Raw genomic sequence first — 21302 nt, forward strand, 5'->3', positions numbered from 1 at the left:
TGGCAGTTTACGCGACGAGTGCCTGAACGTCAGCTGGTTCCTGTCGCTCGAAGACGCGCGTCGGAAGCTTGAAAACTGGAGACAGGATTACAATCATTTTCGACCCCATTCGGCCTTGGCGGATGTCGCGCCAGCCGTGTTCGCACACCAGTTCGCTGGCGTGCACGATATGCCGGATTCTCTACAGTAGGCCTGTCCATATCGCGGGAGGAGGGCAATTTCCTGCTGGCCCTGCTCTGAGCGCATCCACGTCTCGGCCGCGTCCCGGATCATGGGGTCCTCTGTCAGTGTCAGCAGGGCGTGTGTATACTGAGCATTGCCTTTTGACCAGGCTTTTACCCGACGGTGAAACAGTTCGTGAAACACGGTAGCTTCAACGTCCCTGGGGGATGTTGCCCGGTCAGTAAAGACGTGGACTACCCCATAGGCTGTAACCGTGCCCTTGGTTCCGGCGGGAAGCGAGGGGAGAATGTCGCTCACGGTATTACTTACGAGATACCGTACTTCCCCAGACCCAAGCCCCGCCCGCGCAAGAGCCTGCTACACCACCTGCTCGACCTGGTGCTTGGGCATCGTCGGCTGCGCTGAGTCGTTCTGGCGCAGCACGCGGGGAGCGCCGAATTTCCGGCCTAGCTCCTGACCTGCTCGGCCCTCCCTTCGCATCACGCGCTGCCTCATGGCGCGCCTTCAGCTCCTGCCCATGGGTGGACTCCGAGAAGGCCACAGCCTTGCTCTGATTCTTTACGGGGCGAATGTCGGCTAGGAAGTAATTCTGGGCCTGCTCGTCTCCCATGTCCACCCAGCGGCGGTACAGCTCATCCTCAGCGGCTTTTAGCGTTGCCTCATCCTTGGTGGCGTTGGCTAGCTCCACCACCTTTTCCACCGGGGTGCGGCCTAGGCGGGGGGCTTAGGCTTGGTCGGGGCGGGTTCAGAATTAACAGTGTTAATTTCTGGAGCCATAGGCGCATCGCCCCCTGCCGGGCGCCGGCTCACGGCCTTCTGGATGGGGATGACTTCAGCGGTGGTGCCGGGCATATTGTTTGTCCGGGGGACTGGATCATCACGGGAGTGCACGGGGAATACTACCCCTACAAGCCAGATATTTTCGCAGCGGCATACGATCCCGTGGAGGAGAAGTGACGCCCTGCATTCTTGACATCTTGGCCACGACCCGGAGAGCATGGGGACTATCAGAACAACAGGAACGAAAATGCTCATCGACAATATCGAGTCCTACACACGCATACTCGCAGGACTTCAATCAAAAGACCCAGAGGTCAAGGACTATGCCAACTGCTGCCTGTCTTACCTCGTGTGTTTCCTGCGGCTCAGAATGATTGTTCTACCCCCTCACGTCGTGGCCATGCTGAATTATTTACCAGAGGTTTGAAGATGGCACTAACACCAGTAGTAATCGACTTCGAGTCTTTCTGGAGCCCAACATATTCTCTATCGAGGATGAATCGGATAGAGTATGTCATGCACCCCGAGACGGGATTGATCTGCATATCGGTGAAAATCGGCGGCTCCCCACGGCAGTTATCTGCGGGCCGGATATTCCCGCCTTCATTAACACTGTTAATTGGGATGAGTTCTGGGGGGGCGGACAAAAACTTGGACTCCTTTGGAGACCATCCATGTATTCGTACGCAGAGCGCATAAGGGCGGTGCAGTTGTACATCAAGTTTGGCGGGTGCATGAACGCCGCCATCCATCAGCTCGGTTATCTTCGATTACATTGGCTGCCCGGCTGCTGCTGGCGACTACCAGTTTCTTCGCTTCCCAGTCCAGCACAACAGTACCGGTGATATCTCTCGCGCCTCGCACAGCAGACGGGAGGTGTGCGAGATATGTTCGCATTGCGATACGTATATTCATGCGATACATTTGGACATGATCAATACCCTCGCACACCATGCGTATGCATAATCCTCCCCATCCCGGCGAGACGCTGCGTGAAGACGTTCTGCCGGCTTTGGGTCTGTCGGTGGCTGAAGCGGCACGTCAGCTCGGCGTGAGTCGTGTCGCCTTGTCTCGCGTGCTGCATGGGCGTGCCGCAATCTCGGTTGATCTGGCGCGGCGTCTGGAAGCTTGGCTGCGCAAGCCGGACGGACGTGGCCCGAGTGCAGAGACATGGCTGCGTGGCCAGGTCGCCTATGACCTATGGCAAGCCGAGCATTCTGGCCGTGATCTTCAGGTTGATCCTGCGCACGAGGCGCTGGCCTGAAACTAGTCGGAGCGTGAATCAGCGGACGTTACGTGATCAGCCTGCGCGTGGTCGATCGGTGGGAGGCCCCTATCCGATAGATCTAGCTGCGTGAGATCATGGGTGCTCCGGGCAGGTGGGCGGTGTCGTCCGGTTTCGGGGCAGTCCGCCGATGCAGTGTTTGTCCACCACGACGGGTGCATCCCATCAGCGCCGCTTCGCCGGGCGCAACCAAATTGCCCTCCGCTTGAAACAGTATCGCCTGTACCTGGCGTCCATTGGCGCTGAGCAGGATCTGTGAGCGGGACACCAGTCCTTCTGCGCGGCAGACGTGGCAGTCGGTGCGCATGATGGCGATCGCCTGATGCTGCGTATGCAGTCCCAGGCGACTGGCCCGCAGTGTCGGGGCTGCATTGGGTCCGGTGCTGAAGAATGGTGACGTCATAGCTCGAGGGTCTGACCGCTATCTTTGAGGATCAACTCGGCGACATCGCCAGTTGCTGCCGTCGCGTAGATGCGCCCTCGAAAACCGTCACGAACCAGCTTGGGCAGGTAGCCGTAACGTTTCTAGTTGATGCGCATCAATATCGTACTGATGGCCACTACTTATGCTAAGGCCATTCCCATCCCGACGCTTCGGCCTCGACCGTCAAACCGGCCGAGAAAGCAGTGTCGCAGCAGGCGTTCAATGCGCAAATGGAGAAGCTGCAAGCCGCTCGTGCCAAAGCAGCGGCGGCCAAGACTCCAGAGGAGCGCTAAGCAGCCATGCAGGAAGGTATGCAAGCGATGAAAGATGGTATGGCCATGATGAGTACGATGTACGCTGAGCAGTGTCCTGCCGGCAGACAGCCATCGGGCATGATGGGCGGCAATAATGGCATGATGGACATGATGATGCAGATGCCCGAGTTCGGTGGCGGTCGTCAGCAATGTTCGCGATTAAGGAGAGCGCTCATGCGCAAAGTATGGACCCTGCTGCTAATGGTGCTGACACTGAGCCTTTCTGGCTGTGGCTATAACGCTTTGCAGTCCAGCGACGAACAGGTCAAATCGAACTGGTCAGAGGTGCTGAACCAGTACCAACGCAGGGCAGATCTCATTCCTAATTTGGTCAACACCGTCAAAGGGTATGCGGCTCATGAAAAAGAAGTGCTGGAGCAAGTAACGGCCGCTCGAGCGCGAGTCGGTTCGGTCCAAGTCACTCCAGAGTTGCTGAATGATCCTGAATCCTTTGCGAAATTTCAAGCGGCACAAGCCCAGTTGACGGGTGCGCTATCCCGGCTGTTGGTGGTCTCAGAAAACTACCCGCAACTGAAATCTGACGCCAATTTCCGCGACTTGCAAGCGCAACTCGAGGGCACCGAGAACCGGATTACCGTCGCACGCAACCGGTATATCAAAGCTGTCCAGGACTATAACGTTACGGTAAGAAATTTCCCGTCCAACCTCACCGCGATGGTTTTCGGCTACAAGGTGAAGCCGAATTTCACCGTAGAAAACGAAAAAGCCATTGCCGCCCCGCCACGTGTGGATTTCGGAACGTCAACTGGATCGAATCAGGTGGGCGCCAAAGGAAGTAGTCAATGAGAATCTTGCGTGAGATGTGGGCCTTGCTGGCGGTGATCACGCTGTGTTGGGGTTCAGCTACCGCCGCTCAGCCAGTGCCTGTTCCCCCTTTGACTGCACGTGTCACTGACCGAACGGCCACCTTGACCAGTGAGCAGACAGCAGCCTTAGAGCAAAAGCTGCGGGCCTTCGAGGCCGCCAAGGGGACTCAGCTTGCCGTACTCATCGTTCCAACCACTGGAGATGAGCAAATTGAGCAGTATTCGCTTCGCGTGGTTGAGAAGTGGAAGCTCGGGCGCAAGAACGTAGACGATGGCGCACTGCTAATTATCGCCAAAAAAGACCGAACGTTGCGCATCGAGGTTGGGTATGGTCTGGAGGGCGTGCTAAACGACGCCACCAGCAAGCGCATCATCAGCGAAGTCATCGTGCCACGCTTTCAACAGGGGGATTTCTATGGCGGCATCGAAGCTGGGGTCGACCGCATGATTGGAGTGGTCAACGGCGAGCCGCTACCTGCACCCACCCAACGTGCCCACAGTGACGATAGGGGGGTCGGGCAACTGGTGCCAGTCATCTTCCTGTTGGTGGTGGTGGTCGGAGGAATCCTCCGGCAGGCCCTTGGGAGGTTGCCTGCAGCCATCGTTGCAGGTGGTGGTGCAGCGGTGCTGGCTTGGCTATTTATCGGGGCCATCTCGGTGGTGTTAGGAGCTGGATTGATTGCCTTTATGTTCACTTTGGTGGGGGGAGGCATGGGTGGACGTGGCGGTTGGCGTAGTGGTGGGGGATGGTCGGGTGGTTTCGGAGGTGGCAGCGGACGCGGCGGAGGATTCGGCGGTGGTGGCGGTGGCTTTGGGGGTGGTGGTGCCTCGGGGAGGTGGTAAAGATGGATCTCAAACGCATTTGCCGGCATCTCGTTATGACCCACTGGCAAGTCAGAAGAACTTTCGTCCCATCCACCTTACGAGCGATCGAAACAGCCATTACACGAAGTGAAAAAACCCATGCTGGTCAAATTCGAGTTGCGGTGGAGGGCGCACTGCCTAGTGGAGCGCTGTTGCGCGGTCAGACGGCCAGTGAGCGTGCCGTTGAGGTGTTTTCCCTCTTACGTGTGTGGGACACGGAGCACAACAACGGCGTGCTGATCTATGTCTTGTTGGCGGATCGAGCGGTTGAGATTGTTGCCGATCGCGGAATTCACACCAAGGTCGGCACCCAGGAATGGGCAAAGGTCTGCCATTCGATGGAAGTCATCTTTGGTCAAGGCCGCTATCTGGAGGGAATGGAAGCAGGTATCCGGGCGGTGACAGATTGTCTCGCAAAACATTTCCCGGCCGTTGACGGTGAACTATTGGGAGACTTGCCAGACAGTCCCGTGCTGCTGTAGTGGCCCACGATTTGCGGCACATAGCCGAGACTTTTGCAGGGTTCGTACGCTCATGTGGATGGCAGCAGCGAACTCTTCGCCCACTGCGGCAGGAAGGATCACGCGGTCCCGATAGACCTAGCTATGCGGGATCACAGGTGCTCCGGGCAGGTGAGGGCGCTAAAAATCACGCTGCGCAGACTGCAGGGTGACGCCGCTCGATGAACAGTACAGCACCTTGGGACTTCTTGGCTTGGGACTTGGCCTCGGATGCTGCCTGGGCAACCTGGTGATGGGATTCATAGTCGCCGGGTTCCACTTCGACCGCGCCTAGCGACAGAGTGGGCAAATCGTAATGGCGGCACTGGCCCTGGCGATCTTCGGCTTCGTAGCCACCAGACACGCTCAGGCCGGCATCGGCCAGCTTGCGGACGAGCTCATCGGAAAATTCCGTCAGCATTTGGTCACACTGCAATCGCCAATCGGCACTGTGAAACAGCAGAATGAAATCGTCGCCGCCGATGTGGCCGAGAAAGTCCTGTTGCACATCGGTGTGGCGCGACAGCACGCTGCCGAGCAGCCGAATCATCTCATCGCCCAGCTGATAACCGAAAACATCGTTAAAGGGTTTGAAATTGTCCAGATCCGCATAGCACACGCTAAAGGGCAGGCCGCTGGCCAGATAACGCTGGATCTGCCGGTCGATCGGGACATTGCCTGGAAGCTGTGTCAGAGGGTTTGCATAACGGGCTGCGTGCAGCTGCATGTGGTTGAGCGCCAGCAGGAGATCCTGGCTAGAGCCTATACCCAGATAACGCCCATGGTGCGTGATCAGGAAATCGCTGACCATACGGTTGCCTTCAGCCAGCGACCGGCTCAGTGTGATCAGTGGGGTGGACATCTCAAAAACCTGGGGCTCGTTGTCCATGAAAATCCGGCATGGCTTACGGCCGTAGACCTCTCGTTGATACGGTAGGGAGAACCGCTCGACCAGGACGCTGCGAGTCAGGACGCCCACGGGGACACCCTCATCCACCACAGGCAGGGTGTGCAGATCTGGATGAGCTCTGAACCGCTCAAAGACGATCTCATTGGGAGTATCGGAGCTCACGCTGGGGACGCGTCGCATCAGTTGCAGAGCCTGTCCTCCTGTTTCGTCGACAGGCAGGTCCGGTTCAATGCCATGCGGCGGCACGAACAGGTTATGCACGGCGAGACGCATGGAAGCCGCCTGGATTCGATCCTGATCCGGCTCGGCGGCTGGGCGCTCGATGAAGTACCCTTGGACGCCGGCCACGCCTTGATTCCCCACGCAGGCGAAGTCTTCCTGGGTTTCGATACCTTCTACAATCACAACGGTGCCGGCGACTGCTGCGATATCGTTGACTGAACGCAGTATCTGCTGGCGCAGTAAGTCGTTGTGGATCCCTGACGAAAAGGCTTTGTCGATCTTGACGAATTCAGGGCGTAGTTTCAGCCAACGCCCGAGATTCGACGAACCCGCCCCCAGGTCATCTATTGCAAAACGGATACCCTGAGAACGGAATCTGCTCAGAATGGGCTGCAGGACATCCCACAAATCATCGGCTGTTTGCTCGGTCAGCTCCATCACCAGCCGTTCGTCCGTCAAGCCAGCCTCGACCAGCAGTCCGCCGATGTTCAGGCCCTGCTCATCGGCATATGCCAATGCCCGGGGACTGATGTTGACGAACAGGTATCCACTAAGGCCCAAGGCCGCAAAGCGACGGACGATGGCTCGCACGCAATGATGTTCCAGCGCAACATCCAGGCCTGCGCTGCGAGCCACCGCGAATAGTGAAGCGGGCTGATGCAGCGGCCCGCCCTCAGGACCACGAATCAGTCCTTCATAGCCGAGGATAACCCCCTCGTGCGGCCGAAGGATGGGCTGAAAAACCGGCGTTAAACCATTGGTAGCCAGCAACTCGATCAACTCGTGACGGAGTGCCGACTCTTCGCAAGCCAGTGCGGGTCGCGCCGCTTTCTCATGCTTAAAAACTGTAGACACAGAATCCATTCACCCACCTTGGGCTCACTTGATAACGACACCTTAACCAAAGTAGATGACGGATCTGTGACGAGAGGGTGGCAGTGAACGATGCCGTGTTGGCTGGCGCCAATCCCGTGACTTCTCAGGGCGGCGCTATTTTCCGGGTTCTCTCACGCTCCGTGTGGAGAGGCCTGGGTCTCGGCATTGCAGGCGTACCAGCCCCGGGTACGGTTGACCACGCGCACCACGAGCAGCATGACGGGTACTTCGATCAGTACCCCCACCACGGTAGCCAGCGCCGCGCCGGACTGAAAGCCGAACAGGCTGATGGCAGTGGCCACGGCCAACTCGAAGAAGTTGCTCGCGCCGATCAGGGCCGAGGGGCATGCAATGTTGTGCCGCTCACCCAGGCGCCGGTTCAGCCAATACGCCAGCGCGGAGTTGAACAGCACCTGGATCAGGATAGGCACGGCCAGCATGGCAATCACTAAGGGTTGCTTGATGATGGCTTGCCCCTGGAAAGCAAAGAGCAGAATCAGTGTCAGCAACAGTGCGGCGATGGACAGCGAGCCAATGCGCGCCAGCACCGCATCGAAAACGGCTTGGCCACGGTTCAGCAGTGCCCGGCGCCAGATCTGGGCGAGGATGACCGGGATGACGATGTAGAGCGCAACCGAGGTCAGCAGCGTATCCCACGGCACGGTGATGGATGACAGGCCCAGCAGTAGTCCCACGACGGGAGCGAAAGCAAACACCATGATGGTGTCGTTCAGCGCCACCTGGGACAAGGTAAAGAGCGGGTCGCCGCCGCTGAGCCGGCTCCATACGAACACCATGGCCGTGCATGGCGCGGCGGCCAGCAGAATCAGCCCCGCGATGTAGCTGTCGAGTTGATCGGCCGGCAACCACGGTGTGAACACTTGCCGAATGAATAGCCAACCCAGAAACGCCATCGAAAAGGGCTTGACGGCCCAGTTTACGAACAGCGTGACTCCAATGCCGCGCCAGTGCTGGCGCACCTGGTTCAGCGCACCGAAGTCTACCTTGACCAGCATGGGGATGATCATCAGCCAGATGAGTAGCCCCACCGGCAGGTTGACCTGGGCGACCTCCAGGCTCCCGATGGCCTGGAAAGCGGCGGGTGCAGCCTGTCCCAGCCAGACGCCGGCGACGATACAGAGAAAGACCCATATCGTCAGGTATCGTTCGAAAACACTCATGCTTCCCTCTTATGCTTCGCCAATGCTGCGCAGTTTACGCTGCAAGGACATGGCATCCAGGCTTTCCAGCGGCAGCGACAGGAGGAGTTCGATGCGGCGCTTGAGTGTGATCGCTGCATCCTGAAATGCCCTCACCTTTGCTTCGTCGCTGCCTCTCATGGCGGCCGGGTCAGGCACGCCCCAATGCGCAGACGCGGGCTTGCCTGGCCAAATCGGGCAAACCTCGCCAGCCGCGTTATCGCACACAGTCAAAATGAAATCGAACTCTGGAGCGCCAGGCTGGGTGAATTCGTCCCAACTCTTGCTGCGATAACCGGTTGCCGGCATGCCGAGTTTTTCCAGGGTGACCCGTGCCAACGGATGCACTTCGCCCTTGGGGTGGCTGCCGGCGGAATAGGCCCTGAAGCGGCCATTGCCCAGACCGTTGAGCAGCCCTTCAGCCAGAATCGATCGGGCGGAATTGCCGGTGCAGATGAACAGCGTGTTGTAGAACTTCTCCGACATGATCGGTTTTAGCAGCAAGATTTGCTGGAGCTACCGGCAGCGGAGGGCGTGCAGCAGGTGGAGGGAGCAGACGTGGGCGTACAACAGGCAGGTGCGGCTGACCGCTCAGACTCGTTGAAGGTCGGGATGCCCTCCAAAGTGTGGAAATGTTCCCAGGCGATGCCCTGAGGGTCGGTGACCCAGTGCTTTTCACTGCGGGAATAGCAACAGGTGGTTTGGCCCTCATCAAGGATCGGAGCCTCAGCTGCCTGAGCTTGCGCCTTGAGCACGGCCAGATCCGCGTCGTTGTCGACCTGAATGCCGAAGTGGTCCAGTCCCACATCGTGGCTGCGCGCGGAGATCGCAAAGTTCACAGGTGGATCTTCCAGCATCCACTTGGCGTAGTCCGCTTCAACCCGGGCCGGCTGAGCGGCGAAGAGGCTTGAATAGAAAGCGATATTGCGGTTCAGGTCGTCGACGTACAGATGCACGTGAAAGCGTTTCATGGAATTCTCCCAGTTCAACAGGTTTGGCAGCAGGCCTTGTTGGGACTGACTTCGCAAATGCCGCCCTGGCAGCATTGCTCGGTCAGGTAGCCCAAGAGGCCGTTCATGCACGAGAAATCGGCGCGGTAGATCAAGTTTCGGCCCTGCTGTTCGACCGTCACAAGGCCGGCGTGAGCCAGTTCTTTGAGATGAAAGGACAAGGCGTTGCGCGCCATATCCAGATGATCAGCCAGGACGCTGGGCGTGAGCCCTTCCGTGCCAGCGACGACCAAAGCACGGAAGGCCCGCAGACGCTGTAGGTGAGCCAGGGCCGCCAATGCGAGGACGGTTTGGTCTTCAGTCATGGTTTAATAATACAAATATTCAACGATATTTGAATTATAGCCAAATATCGGGCCTGATGTAATACCCCGAACGAATTCCGGGGTGAGAATTTTTGATCGCCTGATGGTCGGTAATGACACTCACTACGCGGCTGGTTGATCGCATGGTTCGACGACTCGTTGCTCGTTAAGCGATTGTTCAGATTTTGGAGAGTAATGTCAGTCGAACAGCACTTGATCGACGGATGCGTGCCCTGGGCCGCTGGTTCTTTTGAGTACGCCTCATGACGAATTGGCGCAGGCGCATCAGGGAGGGGTATGAGTACCAATCCTCAAGCTGAGCGGCCGTACAAAGGCAACGACCGGCTGCTTTTCGGCATCATCATGGGCGTCGTGGCGTTCTGGCTTTTTGCCCAGACGACACTCAACGTTGCGCCTGACATGGGCCGCGCCCTTGGGCTGAGTGCGAGCGTCATGAACGTGGCGGTCGCGATCACCTCGCTGTTCTCCGGCATTTTCATCGTGGTCGTGGGGGGCTTGGCCGACCGCGTGGGTCGGCTGAAGATCACGCGCATTGGCTTTTATCTGAGCATTGTTGGCTCGTTGCTGGTGGCGATTACGCCGCAGGGCCATCTCGCGGCACCCGTCATTCTGTTGGGCCGTGCGTTGCAAGGCCTTTCGGCCGCATGCATCATGCCCGCCAGCCTGGCCTTGGTAAAGGCCTTTTGGGACGGTCCTGAACGGCAGCGTGCCATCAGCATGTGGTCGATCGGCTCTTGGGGAGGCTCGGGCCTGTGCTCACTCGTGGGTGGGCTGATGTCGCAGAATTTCGGCTGGCGTTCGATCTTCTGGGTGGACATTGTGGTTTGTCTGCTTGGCTTGTGGATGATGCGGGGCGCACCCGAAAGCAAGGTCGAGACGAAGGGCGAATACAAATTCGATCTGTCGGGCGTACTGACTTTCATGGTCACCATGGTGGCACTGCAGGTTCTGGTGACGCAGGGCAACAAGCTGGGGTGGACCAGCCCTGTTGGGCTTGCGCTGTGGGTCGTGTTGATCGCGTTCGGCTGGATGTTCCTGCGCATTGAAAACAGGAAGCGAAGCGCGTTTTTCGACTTCGGCCTCTTCAGGAATCCGATCTACACGGGAGCGACCATCTCCAATTTTTTGATTAATGGCACCGCCGGCACGCTGATCGTGTCGCTGCAACTGGTGCAGATCGGCGGTGGCATGAACGCGCAGCAGGCCGGTTTTCTGACGCTGGGCTACGCGGTGGCCATCATTGCGTTCATCCGTGTGGGAGAAAAGCTTCTGCAGCGCTTTGGGCCGCGCAAGCCGATGATCTGGGGCTGCCTGATCACGGGACTGGCAATCGTGATGGTGTCGCCTGCCAATCTGATGCTGACGGACTACAAGTTTTTCGCAATCGCAGGCTATTCGCTTTTCGGGATTGGTCTGGCATTCTATGCGACTCCCTCCACGGATGCGGCACTGTCCAACTTGCCGGCAGCCCAGACGGGGGCTGGATCGGGCATTTACAAGATGGCCTCATCGCTTGGCGCTGCCTTTGGCGTGGCTATCTCCGCTGCCATCTTCACCGCGCTGAATGGGAATGGCGCGGATTGGCTTGCCGGGATGGTGACTTTTGTCGGGCGCCAAGATAATCTGGCCGTCCGGGAGGCTGCCATGATCGCGCTGGGGTTTAACGTGCTGATGGTTGCGGTGGCCATCCTGTCGATCATGCTCACGATCCCGAAGGCGACGAAGGAACGGGTTTGAGTCGAATTGAAACGCCCCTGAAACCCCCCAGTGGGTAGTGTTGGCGGGCTACTATTGATCAACTGTCCGTTGGTGATCTTGCGATTGGAGGCTGGCTGCGATGACTGCAAATCAGAAAGGTGGCAATGATACTTTGTTGGCCGGGCTGGCGGGTCTTCTTCCCGATCTTGAACAGGTCTACGCCGATATCCATGCGCACCCCGAGCTCTCGATGCAGGAGAAGCGCACCGCCGACCTGGTCGCCAAGCGCCTGCGACAGACGGGTTTTGAAGTCACTGCTGGCGTGGGCAAGACCGGGGTGGTGGGTCTGCTGAAAAACGGTGATGGCCCAGTCGTGATGCTGCGCGCCGACATGGATGCGCTGCCGGTTCAGGAAGCCACGGGTGTGCCGTATGCCAGCAAGGTGACCGCGACGGATGCGGAAGGCCACACGGTGCCTGTCATGCACGCCTGCGGCCACGACATGCATGTCACATGGCTGCTCGGCGCTGCCGCGGTGCTGGCTCAGACCCGCGCAGCATGGAAGGGAACCGTCATGGCGGTCTTTCAGCCTGCGGAAGAGACGGCGGCTGGTGCGCAGGCGATGATAGACGACGGCCTTTTCAAGCGCTTTCCCAAGCCCGAGGTCGTGCTGGGTCAGCACGTGATGGTGGGGCCCGCGGGCGCCTTGGGTGGGCGCGTGGGTACCATCACCTCTGCGGCTGACAGCTTTCAGGTCCGGCTCTTTGGGCGGGGTGCGCATGGCTCCATGCCGCAGGCCAGCATCGATCCGGTTGTCATGGCAGCCTCGGTGGTGCTGCGCCTCCAGACCATCGTCGCGCGCGAGCTTGCACCCGCTGAATCCGCCGTCGTCACGGTGGGTGCCTTGCAGGCCGGCACCAAAGAGAATGTGATTCCGGACGAGGCGATCATCAAACTCAACGTGCGCACCTTCGATGAAGGCGTGCGCGCCCGGGTGCTGGCCGCCATCACCCGCATCGTCAACGCCGAAGCTGCGGCCTCGGGGGCGCCCAAACCCCCTGAGATCACGCCGCTCGATCGTTACCCGATGGCATCCAACGATCAGGAAGCCACCGAGCGGCTGGCCGCTGTCTTCCGGGAGCACTTTTCGCAAGAGCGTGTTCACGAAGTAGGACCCGCGTCCGCCAGTGAGGATTTCGGCTCATTTGGCACCCAGTGGGGCGTGCCGTCGGTTTTCTGGTTCGTGGGTGGGACGGATCCGGAAGTCTATGCAAAAGCGAAGGCGGCCAATCGCCTCAATGAAATTCCAAGCAACCACAACCCCCACTTCCTGCCGGTCCTGCACCCGACCTTGGAGACTGGCGTTGAAGCCATGGTCGTAGCGGCGCGGGCGTGGCTCGTGGCTGGCTGAACATTGGCGATCACGCGACCATGCTGCCCATTCCGCATGTACTGCTTCTGATATTGGACCTTGGCGGCACCTTCGTGTTTGCTGTCAGTGGCGCAATGGTGGCCGTCAAGCACCGGCTGGATATTCTGGGTGTCCTGGTTTTGGCCTTTGTCACCGGCAATGTGGGTGGCATGACGCGCGACGTGTTGATTGGTGCCGTGCCGCCTGCCGCCATCGAGGACTGGACGTACCTTGCGGTATCGGTTGCGGCGGGCTTGGTGACTTTCATCTGGTACCCCGTCACAGACCGGCTGCGTTTTCACATGCTGTGGTTTGACGCCGTGGGCCTGGCCTTCTTTGCTGTCGCGGGTGCCGAGAAGGCGCTGGTGTACGGTGTCTCTCCCGCCATGGCGGCGATTCTGGGGATGTTGACGGGTGTGGGCGGGGGGATGCTGAGGGACATGCTGGTCGTCGAGATACCCGTTGTCTTGCGTGCGGACCTCTACGCGCTCGCTGCGCTCGCGGGTGCCGCCGTGGTGGTCGGTGGTCACCTGCTTGGCGTGTCACCGGTCATGACGACGGCGGTGGGCGGCGTTCTGTGTTTCGCGCTTCGCTTCATGGCGATACGCCGCGGCTGGCACCTTCCGGCCGCAAAAACGCCGCAGGGGCAGTTGGATGAGCTTCAATCCGAAAATCGACCACATGACGAGGCACGTTGAGTACGGGCACCTGTCCCCCGTGGGGCCTTGCGTCGGCTAACGACCGCTGCTGTCGGTCGTGCGCTCAATTGATTCGGTAACTCTTTGGAGATTGACATGGAAGTTGCCTTGATCGGCGTTACGGGCCGCGTGGGTTCACGCTTGCTTGCGGAGCTGCTGCGGCGCAGCCATCAGGTCACGGGTATTGCTCGCGACATCGGCAAAGTCACCGGCCGGCCTGGACTGGTATTGGAGAGCGCCGACGCCAATCAGCCGGATCAATTAGCGCCCCTACTGAAAGGCCATGACGCGGTGTTCAGCGCCCTGAAGTTCGCAACGGCTGATGCCGCCGCCCTGATTGCCGCGGTGAAGCGGGCCGCCGTCGCCCGACTGCTGGTGGTGGGCGGCGCAGGTACGCTGGAAGTAGCGCCTGGCGTGCAGGCGCTGGATACGCCGGGTTTTCCGGATGCCTACAAGCCCGAAGCGACCGCTGGCCGTGCGTTTCTTGAAGTATTGCGCAAAGAGACACAACTGGACTGGACTTTCGTTTCTCCCTCGGCCGAGTTCGTCCCGGGCGAGCGAACCGGCAAGTTTCGCGTGGGGCTTGACCAGATGCTGGTCGGCCAGGACGGTAAGAGCTGGATCTCAATGGAAGACTTCGCGATTGCCTTCGTCGATGAGCTCGAGGCACCAAAGCATAGCCGCCGGCGCATCACGGTGGGGTATTGACGCGGTTAGCGACCAGGGTGAGCACCCGGTCTCGACAAAATTGCTCAGAGAGACCTGAGCGTGTAAGCCGAGCGCATCAACCGAGGGCGTAAGCAGAAACGATGGATGTCTTGCAGGCAATGAATACCTTTGCCGCCGTAGTGGAGGCCGGCAGTTTCGTTCGTGCCATGGAAACCACCGGTTTTTCCAAGCCCGCTGTTTCACGGCAGGTTGCGGAACTGGAGACACACTTGGGTGTGCGCCTGCTGCATCGAACCACACGGCGGCTGTCCCTCACCGACGAGGGGCGCACCTACTATCAGCGCTGCAAGGAGATCCTGCAGTCAGTGGAGGAGGCCGGTGCCGAGGTCGGTAACGCTGCGGTCATGGCACAGGGGCGCTTGCGCGTCGGTGCGCCGCAAACGTTCGGTGCGCTGCACTTGGCGCCACTTTGGGGGCAGTTTGCGGCCGACAACCCCATGGTTTCGCTCGACATCGTGCTGTCTGATCGTATCGTTGATCTGGTGGAGGAGGGCTACGACTTGGTGGTGCGCATCGGGCAACTGGCGGATTCCGAACTGGTCAGCCGACCGTTGGCCCGGTCGCGTATGGTGCTGTGTGCGTCGCCCGACTATCTGGCGCGCCGTGGCAAGCCCCTGCATCCGAACGATCTGACCCAGCACGATGCGATTGCCTACAGCTATTGGGCGTCAGGTGACGAGTGGCACTTTACCGGGCCCGCTGGTGTTGTTTCGGTGCATGTGCGCGCGCGCATTCACGCCAATAGCGGCGATACCTGCCGGGCCGCAGCCCTGGATGGACACGGCGTGGTTCTTCAGCCTGACTTCCTTATCTACGAGGATCTGCGCAGCGGCCGACTTGTGGAACTCATGCCCGGCTACCGCGGGCCGGAGATCAGCATTCAGGCCCTGTACCCGACGCGCAAGCAGTTGCCACTCAAGGTTCGCAGGCTGCTGGATTTCCTGGTGGACGCGATGCGCGATCCGCCGTGGTCTTTGGCCGAATCGGCCAAATGATGGAGGGTCGTTTTGTCTTTTATAAAGAGACAATCAATCTATTGTTCGCTGATTTATCTTTGGTAAAGAGTTGGATAAAGTGTTGGTCATTCGTTGTTGTCCACGGTCTGGGCGACATCGGCGGTCTGTCACGAACCCGCACACCCTTTCACTAACGAGGTCATCAAAATGGAACGCTCTTTCAAACCTACTGTTGGCAACACAGCCCCCTATGCAGCCTTGCTGCTTCGCCTGGAGCTGGGCATCATGTTCCTGGCCCATGGCCTGACCAAGCTGCTGGTCTTCACGCCAGCAGGAACCGTAAAGTTCTTCGCGAGCGTCGGGTTCCCGGGGTTCCTGGCGTATCCGGTCATGGCGTTCGAGATCATCGGCGGTGCGATGCTGATTCTCGGTGTTTTGCCGCGCTGGGTCGCCGGGCTGGCAGCCGTCGAACTCCTGGTGGCATCGACGGTTCATTGGGGCAATGGCTGGGCGTTTGCCGCCCCCGACGGCGGGGGCTGGGAATATCCGGTTTTCCTGGCGGTTACCGCCGCAGCGCTGGCTTTGCTGGGGGATGGCGTCTGTGCACTGAAGCCATCGTTGCGCAAGTGACGACTTGAGTGGTGGTCGTCTGTTTAAATGAGGCGGCCGCCTACAAGAGCCAGTCGATCGGCAACAGAGCCACTACCTTGACGCCAACCCGGCGCCAGAGGCTTGCACCCGGTTCGAGGCGGTACGTGGTGGTCCTGGAATCGGCTTGGTCAATCCACTCGAGTTTGCCATCCATGCCGATCATTCGTACCTGATAGGCGTGGGACGCCAGAAGCCGGCCAATATTGTCGGCCATTTCACTGGCCAGAGCCGGGCTTTCGATGATAAACCCCATCTCGGTATTCAGCTTCTGAGAGCGCGGATCGAAGTTGAAGGACCCGATGAACACGCGCTGACGATCGATGGTGAACACCTTGGCGTGCAGACTGGAGCCCGAACCCCCTGTCAGCCCTCTGTCGCGGACTTTTGGAATCGAGGCCATGCGTTTCAGTTCAAAAAGGGCGGTGCCTGCCATGAGCAGCGACCTGCGCCGCTTGGCGTAGCCGGCGTGGACTGCAACGATGTCAGTGGCTTCCAGTGAATTGGTCAGCAGCGTGACCTTCACGCCTCTTTGGGCCAGCCCCGCAAAGGCTTCGACCCCCGCCTGCGTCGGTACGAGATAGGGGGAGACCAGCTCCAGCTCGTGGGTGGGATCGCCCAGGATCTGCTGAAGTCTTGGCCAGACCAAGGTGTAGTGAGGCGCTTTGCCCAGCCCCTTGTCCGGGTTGTCGCTCACCAGCGATACGGTGGCCCATTCGAAGCGCAGTCGGCCAGCCAGCAGATCGCGCACGAAGGATTGCTGGGAGATGGCGTCGATATAGGCGCGAGCCTGCGGTTTGCGTGCCATCTGTTCGCCGATGGACGAAAGCGCGCCAGCGGCTGCGGTGCGCGGTTGACACACGACCCGCTCGGCGGGTGAAGAGGCGTCGCTCGTCCAGTAGCGTTCGAAGTCGTCTGCGACGTCTCCTACGACCGGGCCGATCGCCATGATGTCTACATCGATGAAGAGGGCGTTGTCCCCGGCTTCGAAGTACTCGTCGCCGATGTTGCGCCCGCCCACGATTGTGACCTGGCGATCTGCGGTAAACGATTTGTTGTGCATGCGCCGGTTCAGGCGGGAGAAGTCGGTCAGGTATCCCAGCGCCCGCCAGCGACGCGTGGTGAAGGCGTTGAACAGCTTCACCTCGATATTCGGATGGGCATTCAGCGCGGTAATGATGGTGTCTAGCCCCACCGTGTTGTTGTCGTCCAGCAGCAGGCGCACGTGCACGCCGCGCTCGGCGGCACGCACCAGTGCGTCGAAGAGCAGCACGCCCGTCATGTCGCCATGCCAGATGTAGTACTGCACATCCAGTGAGCATTCGGCTGCATCGGCAAGCGCGACGCGCGCAGCAAAGGCGGCCCGCCCATCGGAGAGCGGAACGAATCCTGATTGCGCAGCATGGGTCTGGTGCAGTGGCGCGACGGACTGTGCGAGCCGGGTCGCGTCCGTCGTGCTCGGAGTCGCCGCGTGGTAGGTGGGCGCCTCGACGTTTAGGTCTTTCTTGTGGTGATGGCCGTGCAAGAGTGCCTTCCCGGCCGCTCTCATCATGGCCCGAAAGCGCCTCCTGGAAAAGTGCATGAGCTGGATTCCTTCTTCACCTGGAGGGCTATAACCACACGCGGGCCCGCTGACGGCGTGGCCGGAAGATCGCATACAGGATGAGCAGAACGATGAGCCCCGCGATCACCAGACCGGCGCGTGCGGCCAGCAGCAGGCGGGCTCCCGTGTCGGGTTCTGTTGATGCCCCGCTTCTGAGGACAGCGACTTGCTCGGTCGTGACTTTGCCGGCCGGGTTGCCATAGGCCGTCATCAGGTAGTTGCCCAGCGTCGCGATTTGCGTGTCGCTCATCACGTCGCGGAACCCGGGCATGATGACGCCGTTGCCTTGAGCCGGCAGCTGGATGCCATCCAGGATGGTGAGCACGAGATTGTTAGTCTGCAGCCGTCCAGTGGCGGTGTTGTGAAAAAGCGCCGGCAGACCGCCGCCAGAGCTTCCCTGCGCCTGCGCCTGGTGGCAGGTGGCGCAGTGTGCGTCATAGAGCTGCGGCCCCGTCATCAAGTCCTGGTTTTCGGGCCACGGCTGGCCGCGTACCGTGGAGAGCTGATCAGACGCTTTGCCCCAATCGAAAACGGGCTTGGTATCCACCGTGTCGTGGAGGGCGGGCACGGTTTTCAGATAGGTGGCGATGGCCAGCAGGTCACCCTTCGTCAGGTGCCGCAGGCTGAAGTCGACGGCCTCCATCATGGGGCCGGAAGCCTGGGCCTTGGCCGTGTGGCCCGTGCTCAGGTATTCGACGATTTCCGCATCGGTCCAGCTGCCGATGCCGCTATTGACGTCGGACGTGATGTTCGGGGCATACCAGGGGCCCACATAGGCTCCGCCCAGGAATTGCGAACTGTCCTCTGCCATGAGGGTGTTGCGCGGCGTGTGACAGACGGCGCAGTGCGCCAGGCCATGCACCAGATAGGCGCCCCGGTTCCAGAGCGTGGCCTTGTCGGCGACGGGCTCGTAGGGTTTGTCGTCCAGGAACAGGAAGTTCCATCCAGCCATCGCCAGGCGGATGTTGAACGGAAAAGGAAGCGACGTTTCGGGTCCGGTAGTATCGACCGGCGCGACGCCGTGCATGAAGTAGGCATACATCGCCTGGATGTCGGCATCGCTGGTCTTCGCGTAGCTGGTGTACGGCATGGCCGGGTAGAGATGCTGGCCATCTGCGCGTACACCCTGGCGTACGGCCCGCGTGAACTGTTCAAGCGTGTAGTTGCCGATACCCGCCGTTTTGGAAGGCGTGATATTGGTGGAGATGATGTTGCCGATGGGCGTGGCCACGGCCAGGCCGCCCGCGAAGGGCTTGCCGTCGTGGGCGGTGTGACAGGCCATGCAGTCGCCAGCGGTCGCCAGGTATTCGCCCTTCTGCATGAGATGAAGATCGGGCGAGGAGGGCTCGGCAGCCATGGCGTTTTGCCCCATGCAGAGTGCCAGTGCAGCCAGGGCCAGCCGAAATCCGGATTGCATGCGTGTCGTCGTTTTCATGTCACCCGCCTTTGCGTGGCCGATCACGATTTTGCCGGCGCAGAGTCGCGTCCGCCCAGAATGTGGTGCACCGTGCGCAGCGCGAGCGCCAGGCCGTTTTCGGTGGAGTTGCAGGTGCCGGCGGTGGGGATGACGCCGGTGCTCACCATATACAGATTTTCGTGATCATGCGCACGGCCCCATCGGTCGACGACCGATGTGGCCGGGTTATTGCCCATCATGAGGGTGCCGCAGATGTGCTGGTTGTTCGCGTAGTCGCCATCGCGCGTAAAGCGTAGGTTCGTGCCGCCCATGCGCTTGGCGATCTGGCGAAAGTCGTCCAGCGCGCGGATGGCGCCCCGGTGCGTGTATTCGTCGATCATGTAATGGGCCTCGGGCTTGGGAAGGCCCATGCTGTCCTTTTTCGTGCTGAGCGTGATCCGGTTTTCGGGGTGTGGCAGAACTTCGAGCACGGTTTTCACGTTCAATTCCCGCGCGGCGCTGTGACGCAGCCGGCGCTCGAATTCCGGACCGTAGATTCCGGCCGCGATAAGCGCTGTGGTGGTACCGTCCACCCGCGATATGTTCGTGAAATCCAACCGGTAGGGCGCGTGTTCCTTTCGAAAGCCGCCGTCCCGCATGGTGTTGATCGAACTTGGGCTTTGCGGGCCGCGGCCCAGCCAGAGGTCTTCGTCCGCATCGAAGGTGAGCGACGTGCTGGGGTGATCCATCAGGTGCCGGCCCACCATGTCGTGCGCATTGGCCAAGCCCTTGGGGAACTTGTCGCTGGTCGAGAGCAGCAGCAGCCGGGGGCTTTCAATGCCGTTGGCCGCCACGATGAAGGTCTTGCCCGTGACGCGGTGCGAGCCTTTGTTGCGGTCGTAGTAAAGCGCCGCCGTGACGCGCCCGCGGTCGTCGCTTTCCAGCTTGTAGACGTTGGCGTTGGACATCAGTTTCACGCCGGCCTTCTCGGCCTTCTCCACCGCGCGACCGCCGGTGAACTGGGCGTCGATCGGGCAGATAGGCTGACAGCTGTTGTTGCCCACACAGGCTGGGCGGCCGTCGTAGGGCCGGCTGTTGCGCGCCGTGGTGTTGCTGACGACCTTGTAGACGGGATCCAGCCGCTCGCGGATGCGTCGCATGGCGTAGGGCTCGGCGACCGGCTCCATGGGGAAAGGCTTCGTCCGTGGCGACCCCGTATTGGCCGCGCCCGACACTCCCATGATTTCTTCGGCGTCTTGGTAAAACGGTTCGAGCTCATCGTAGGATACCGGCCAGTCCACGCCCACGCCGTATAGCGTGTGGATTCGGTGATCGTTGGGGATGTTTCGCCAGGCGTGCGCCGCCCAGTGCCAGGTAGTGCCCCCCACCATGCGCAGATACTCCGCGGGGTAGGGATAGGGGCCCGCCTGTACGAGATAGTCGTTGCTCTCTGGCTTGTAAATTGGGTGCGGTGCCCAGGGCACGGACGGATAGGGCGAGACCCAGTCGCTGCGACGCGGCGAATTGCGAAACCGTGCCACGATCTCGTCGCGTGTGCGGCGTGGCCCCGCTTCCAGGATGAGCACCGAGGCGCCCGCCTGGGCTAGTTTCATGGCGGTCAGGGCACCGATAATGCCCGAGCCGATGATGACGAAGTCTGCGTTGAGTGAATCCGCCACGAGCGTTCCTTACAAGGGTTTGCGGGTCCAGCTGCCGTAGGGGCCGTAGGCATAGGTTGGTGGCTTGAGCACGTCGGCCACCATCTGCGCGTTGAGCGCGTGAGCGTAGGCGATGACGTGCGCTTTCGTCCCAGAGCCGATCACACCCAGGAACCAGGCGGTGGCGATTTTTCGCGGCAGGGGGGCCAGCGGTGATTTTGCGTCATCCAGCGTCTGCTGCAGTTGCAGGGGATCGATCTTGCGTTCCTCGATCAGTTGCAGCAGTGCAGCAGCGGAAGCCGGGAAGTCGGGCGCTTCGGCGGCGAGCGCCTGGTAGATCCGGTCGGCCATCCCCGCATTCAGCATCTGACGCCCCGCAATGAGGGCCGACAGCGCCAGGAAGGCGCCGTGCGAGTCAGTCTTGATGGGTTGAGCCAGTGCCCAGGGCATCAATGTGGCGGTGTAGGCACCCACGAGCCCGGCGAGCAGGCGTCTGCGCAAAGGCGATGCAGCGGGCGAATCGGGCGATCCAGAAGACTCGTGCATCGTAGAACCTCCTTGTGAGGAACACTGAGACGCTGACCGTCATAACCATGCTGACGACTAGATCATACGCCCTCACGCGCATGGCAAAAATGGTCTGAATCGACCCGGAACCCTAGACACCCACCACCACCCCATCCCGATACATGGCCACCAACCCGCAAACATCAAGCTGACTCACATAATCGATGCTTCTCACCAGGCCCCGTTCGCACATCATCCGTCCCACGCGTGAAGCCATC

The 21302-nt window shown here is 60.3% G+C and carries 21 protein-coding genes; 11 read left to right on the top strand and 10 right to left on the bottom strand.

The features are described from left to right. Together EPN31_RS13825 and EPN31_RS13830 are read left to right on the top strand one after the other, a co-directional pair. Positions 1–190, top strand: a 190-nt coding sequence (locus EPN31_RS13825; protein ID WP_291774222.1) for a transposase, incomplete at its 5' end; no start/stop codon positions are given. Between the two features lie 1725 nt (positions 191–1915). Further along, the gene (locus tag EPN31_RS13830) at positions 1916–2227 is read left to right on the top strand and encodes a HigA family addiction module antitoxin (protein ID WP_291774224.1); all 312 of its coding nucleotides are present in this window, start codon (positions 1916–1918) and stop codon (positions 2225–2227) included. An 82-nt stretch (positions 2228–2309) separates the two neighbouring features. Here EPN31_RS13830 and EPN31_RS13835 read toward each other — a convergent pair whose 3' ends face one another. Next, positions 2310–2651: a hypothetical protein gene (locus EPN31_RS13835; protein WP_291774227.1), complete on the bottom strand. Its 342-nt coding sequence runs from the start codon at positions 2649–2651 to the stop codon at positions 2310–2312. Positions 2652–3160: 509 nt separating this feature from the next. Between EPN31_RS13835 and EPN31_RS13840 the strand changes: the two genes are divergently transcribed. The 3 genes from EPN31_RS13840 to EPN31_RS13850 are packed head-to-tail and all read left to right on the top strand — an operon-like array spanning position 3161 to position 5159. Further along, complete coding sequence (locus tag EPN31_RS13840) at positions 3161–3793, top strand: LemA family protein (RefSeq protein ID WP_291774265.1); 633 nt, start codon at positions 3161–3163, stop codon at positions 3791–3793. After that, positions 3790–4656 (top strand): YgcG family protein, encoded by an 867-nt coding sequence (locus tag EPN31_RS13845; RefSeq protein WP_291774229.1) that lies wholly within the window; start codon positions 3790–3792, stop codon positions 4654–4656. The genes EPN31_RS13840 and EPN31_RS13845 overlap by 4 nt, the downstream gene beginning before the upstream one ends. Before the next feature lie 2 nt (positions 4657–4658). Next, a complete protein-coding gene (locus tag EPN31_RS13850) occupies positions 4659–5159 on the top strand; it encodes a TPM domain-containing protein (RefSeq protein WP_291774231.1) in 501 nt (166 codons plus the stop codon). 166 nt (positions 5160–5325) lie between these two features. Here EPN31_RS13850 and EPN31_RS13855 read toward each other — a convergent pair whose 3' ends face one another. The 5 genes from EPN31_RS13855 to EPN31_RS13875 all read right to left on the bottom strand — a co-directional run bounded on the left by EPN31_RS13855 (position 5326) and on the right by EPN31_RS13875 (position 9699). After that, positions 5326–7173, bottom strand: a complete 1848-nt coding sequence (locus tag EPN31_RS13855) for a GGDEF domain-containing protein (RefSeq protein WP_291774232.1) — start codon at positions 7171–7173, stop codon at positions 5326–5328. 143 nt (positions 7174–7316) lie between these two features. After that, positions 7317–8366 (bottom strand): ACR3 family arsenite efflux transporter, encoded by a 1050-nt coding sequence (gene arsB / locus EPN31_RS13860; protein WP_291774234.1) that lies wholly within the window; start codon positions 8364–8366, stop codon positions 7317–7319. A 9-nt stretch (positions 8367–8375) separates the two neighbouring features. Then, a complete protein-coding gene (locus EPN31_RS13865) occupies positions 8376–8873 on the bottom strand; it encodes an arsenate reductase ArsC (RefSeq protein WP_291774268.1) in 498 nt (165 codons plus the stop codon). 5 nt (positions 8874–8878) lie between these two features. Then, positions 8879–9355 (bottom strand): ArsI/CadI family heavy metal resistance metalloenzyme, encoded by a 477-nt coding sequence (locus tag EPN31_RS13870; protein WP_291774236.1) that lies wholly within the window; start codon positions 9353–9355, stop codon positions 8879–8881. A gap of 14 nt (positions 9356–9369) precedes the next feature. Then, positions 9370–9699: a helix-turn-helix domain-containing protein gene (locus EPN31_RS13875; RefSeq protein ID WP_291774238.1), complete on the bottom strand. Its 330-nt coding sequence runs from the start codon at positions 9697–9699 to the stop codon at positions 9370–9372. Positions 9700–9996: 297 nt separating this feature from the next. Here EPN31_RS13875 and EPN31_RS13880 point away from each other — a divergent pair, with 297 nt between their 5' ends. The 6 genes from EPN31_RS13880 to EPN31_RS13905 all read left to right on the top strand — a co-directional run bounded on the left by EPN31_RS13880 (position 9997) and on the right by EPN31_RS13905 (position 15842). Continuing rightward, a complete protein-coding gene (locus EPN31_RS13880; RefSeq protein WP_291774241.1) occupies positions 9997–11457 on the top strand; it encodes an MFS transporter in 1461 nt (486 codons plus the stop codon). Positions 11458–11557: 100 nt separating this feature from the next. Further along, positions 11558–12829 carry a M20 family metallopeptidase gene (locus EPN31_RS13885; protein ID WP_291774245.1) on the top strand — a complete coding sequence of 424 codons (1272 nt, stop codon included), beginning with the start codon at positions 11558–11560 and terminating at the stop codon, positions 12827–12829. Beyond that, positions 12811–13527 (top strand): trimeric intracellular cation channel family protein, encoded by a 717-nt coding sequence (locus EPN31_RS13890; RefSeq protein ID WP_291774248.1) that lies wholly within the window; start codon positions 12811–12813, stop codon positions 13525–13527. Before EPN31_RS13885 ends, EPN31_RS13890 begins: the two co-directional genes overlap by 19 nt. A gap of 96 nt (positions 13528–13623) precedes the next feature. Then, positions 13624–14235 (top strand): NAD(P)-dependent oxidoreductase, encoded by a 612-nt coding sequence (locus EPN31_RS13895; RefSeq protein ID WP_291774251.1) that lies wholly within the window; start codon positions 13624–13626, stop codon positions 14233–14235. 101 nt (positions 14236–14336) lie between these two features. Continuing rightward, complete coding sequence (locus EPN31_RS13900) at positions 14337–15251, top strand: LysR family transcriptional regulator (RefSeq protein WP_291774253.1); 915 nt, start codon at positions 14337–14339, stop codon at positions 15249–15251. 168 nt (positions 15252–15419) lie between these two features. Next, positions 15420–15842: a DoxX family protein gene (locus EPN31_RS13905; RefSeq protein WP_291774255.1), complete on the top strand. Its 423-nt coding sequence runs from the start codon at positions 15420–15422 to the stop codon at positions 15840–15842. A gap of 40 nt (positions 15843–15882) precedes the next feature. Here the strand turns inward: EPN31_RS13905 and EPN31_RS13910 are convergent, their stop codons facing one another. From EPN31_RS13910 to EPN31_RS13925, 4 genes are read right to left on the bottom strand one after another with little or no spacing between them, the layout of a single operon-like run. Next, positions 15883–17412: a phospholipase D family protein gene (locus EPN31_RS13910; RefSeq protein ID WP_291774257.1), complete on the bottom strand. Its 1530-nt coding sequence runs from the start codon at positions 17410–17412 to the stop codon at positions 15883–15885. Between the two features lie 58 nt (positions 17413–17470). Next, complete coding sequence (locus EPN31_RS13915) at positions 17471–18898, bottom strand: cytochrome c (protein WP_291774259.1); 1428 nt, start codon at positions 18896–18898, stop codon at positions 17471–17473. Positions 18899–18921: 23 nt separating this feature from the next. After that, a complete protein-coding gene (locus tag EPN31_RS13920) occupies positions 18922–20538 on the bottom strand; it encodes a GMC family oxidoreductase (RefSeq protein WP_291774261.1) in 1617 nt (538 codons plus the stop codon). 9 nt (positions 20539–20547) lie between these two features. Continuing rightward, on the bottom strand, positions 20548–21063 hold the full coding sequence (locus EPN31_RS13925) for a sugar dehydrogenase complex small subunit (protein WP_291774262.1): 516 nt from the start codon (positions 21061–21063) through the stop codon (positions 20548–20550). Positions 21064–21302: the final 239 nt, after the last annotated feature.

Origin of the sequence: Castellaniella sp., from assembly GCF_004321985.1 — a bacterium.
Lineage (GTDB): Bacteria > Pseudomonadota > Gammaproteobacteria > Burkholderiales > Burkholderiaceae_B > Castellaniella.

Excerpts from the sequence above, each read along its gene's own strand:
- EPN31_RS13830 (WP_291774224.1), top strand. The coding sequence starts at position 1,916 with ATGCGTATGCATAATCCTCCCCATCCCGGCGAGACGCTGCGTGAAGAC.
- EPN31_RS13835 (WP_291774227.1), bottom strand. The coding sequence starts at position 2,651 with ATGACGTCACCATTCTTCAGCACCGGACCCAATGCAGCCCCGACACTG.
- EPN31_RS13840 (WP_291774265.1), top strand. The coding sequence starts at position 3,161 with ATGCGCAAAGTATGGACCCTGCTGCTAATGGTGCTGACACTGAGCCTT.
- EPN31_RS13845 (WP_291774229.1), top strand. The coding sequence starts at position 3,790 with ATGAGAATCTTGCGTGAGATGTGGGCCTTGCTGGCGGTGATCACGCTG.
- EPN31_RS13850 (WP_291774231.1), top strand. The coding sequence starts at position 4,659 with ATGGATCTCAAACGCATTTGCCGGCATCTCGTTATGACCCACTGGCAA.
- EPN31_RS13855 (WP_291774232.1), bottom strand. The coding sequence starts at position 7,173 with ATGGATTCTGTGTCTACAGTTTTTAAGCATGAGAAAGCGGCGCGACCC.
- arsB (WP_291774234.1), bottom strand. The coding sequence starts at position 8,366 with ATGAGTGTTTTCGAACGATACCTGACGATATGGGTCTTTCTCTGTATC.
- EPN31_RS13870 (WP_291774236.1), bottom strand. The coding sequence starts at position 9,355 with ATGAAACGCTTTCACGTGCATCTGTACGTCGACGACCTGAACCGCAAT.
- EPN31_RS13875 (WP_291774238.1), bottom strand. The coding sequence starts at position 9,699 with ATGACTGAAGACCAAACCGTCCTCGCATTGGCGGCCCTGGCTCACCTA.
- EPN31_RS13880 (WP_291774241.1), top strand. The coding sequence starts at position 9,997 with ATGAGTACCAATCCTCAAGCTGAGCGGCCGTACAAAGGCAACGACCGG.
- EPN31_RS13885 (WP_291774245.1), top strand. The coding sequence starts at position 11,558 with ATGACTGCAAATCAGAAAGGTGGCAATGATACTTTGTTGGCCGGGCTG.
- EPN31_RS13895 (WP_291774251.1), top strand. The coding sequence starts at position 13,624 with ATGGAAGTTGCCTTGATCGGCGTTACGGGCCGCGTGGGTTCACGCTTG.
- EPN31_RS13900 (WP_291774253.1), top strand. The coding sequence starts at position 14,337 with ATGGATGTCTTGCAGGCAATGAATACCTTTGCCGCCGTAGTGGAGGCC.
- EPN31_RS13905 (WP_291774255.1), top strand. The coding sequence starts at position 15,420 with ATGGAACGCTCTTTCAAACCTACTGTTGGCAACACAGCCCCCTATGCA.
- EPN31_RS13910 (WP_291774257.1), bottom strand. The coding sequence starts at position 17,412 with ATGATGAGAGCGGCCGGGAAGGCACTCTTGCACGGCCATCACCACAAG.
- EPN31_RS13915 (WP_291774259.1), bottom strand. The coding sequence starts at position 18,898 with ATGAAAACGACGACACGCATGCAATCCGGATTTCGGCTGGCCCTGGCT.
- EPN31_RS13925 (WP_291774262.1), bottom strand. The coding sequence starts at position 21,063 with ATGCACGAGTCTTCTGGATCGCCCGATTCGCCCGCTGCATCGCCTTTG.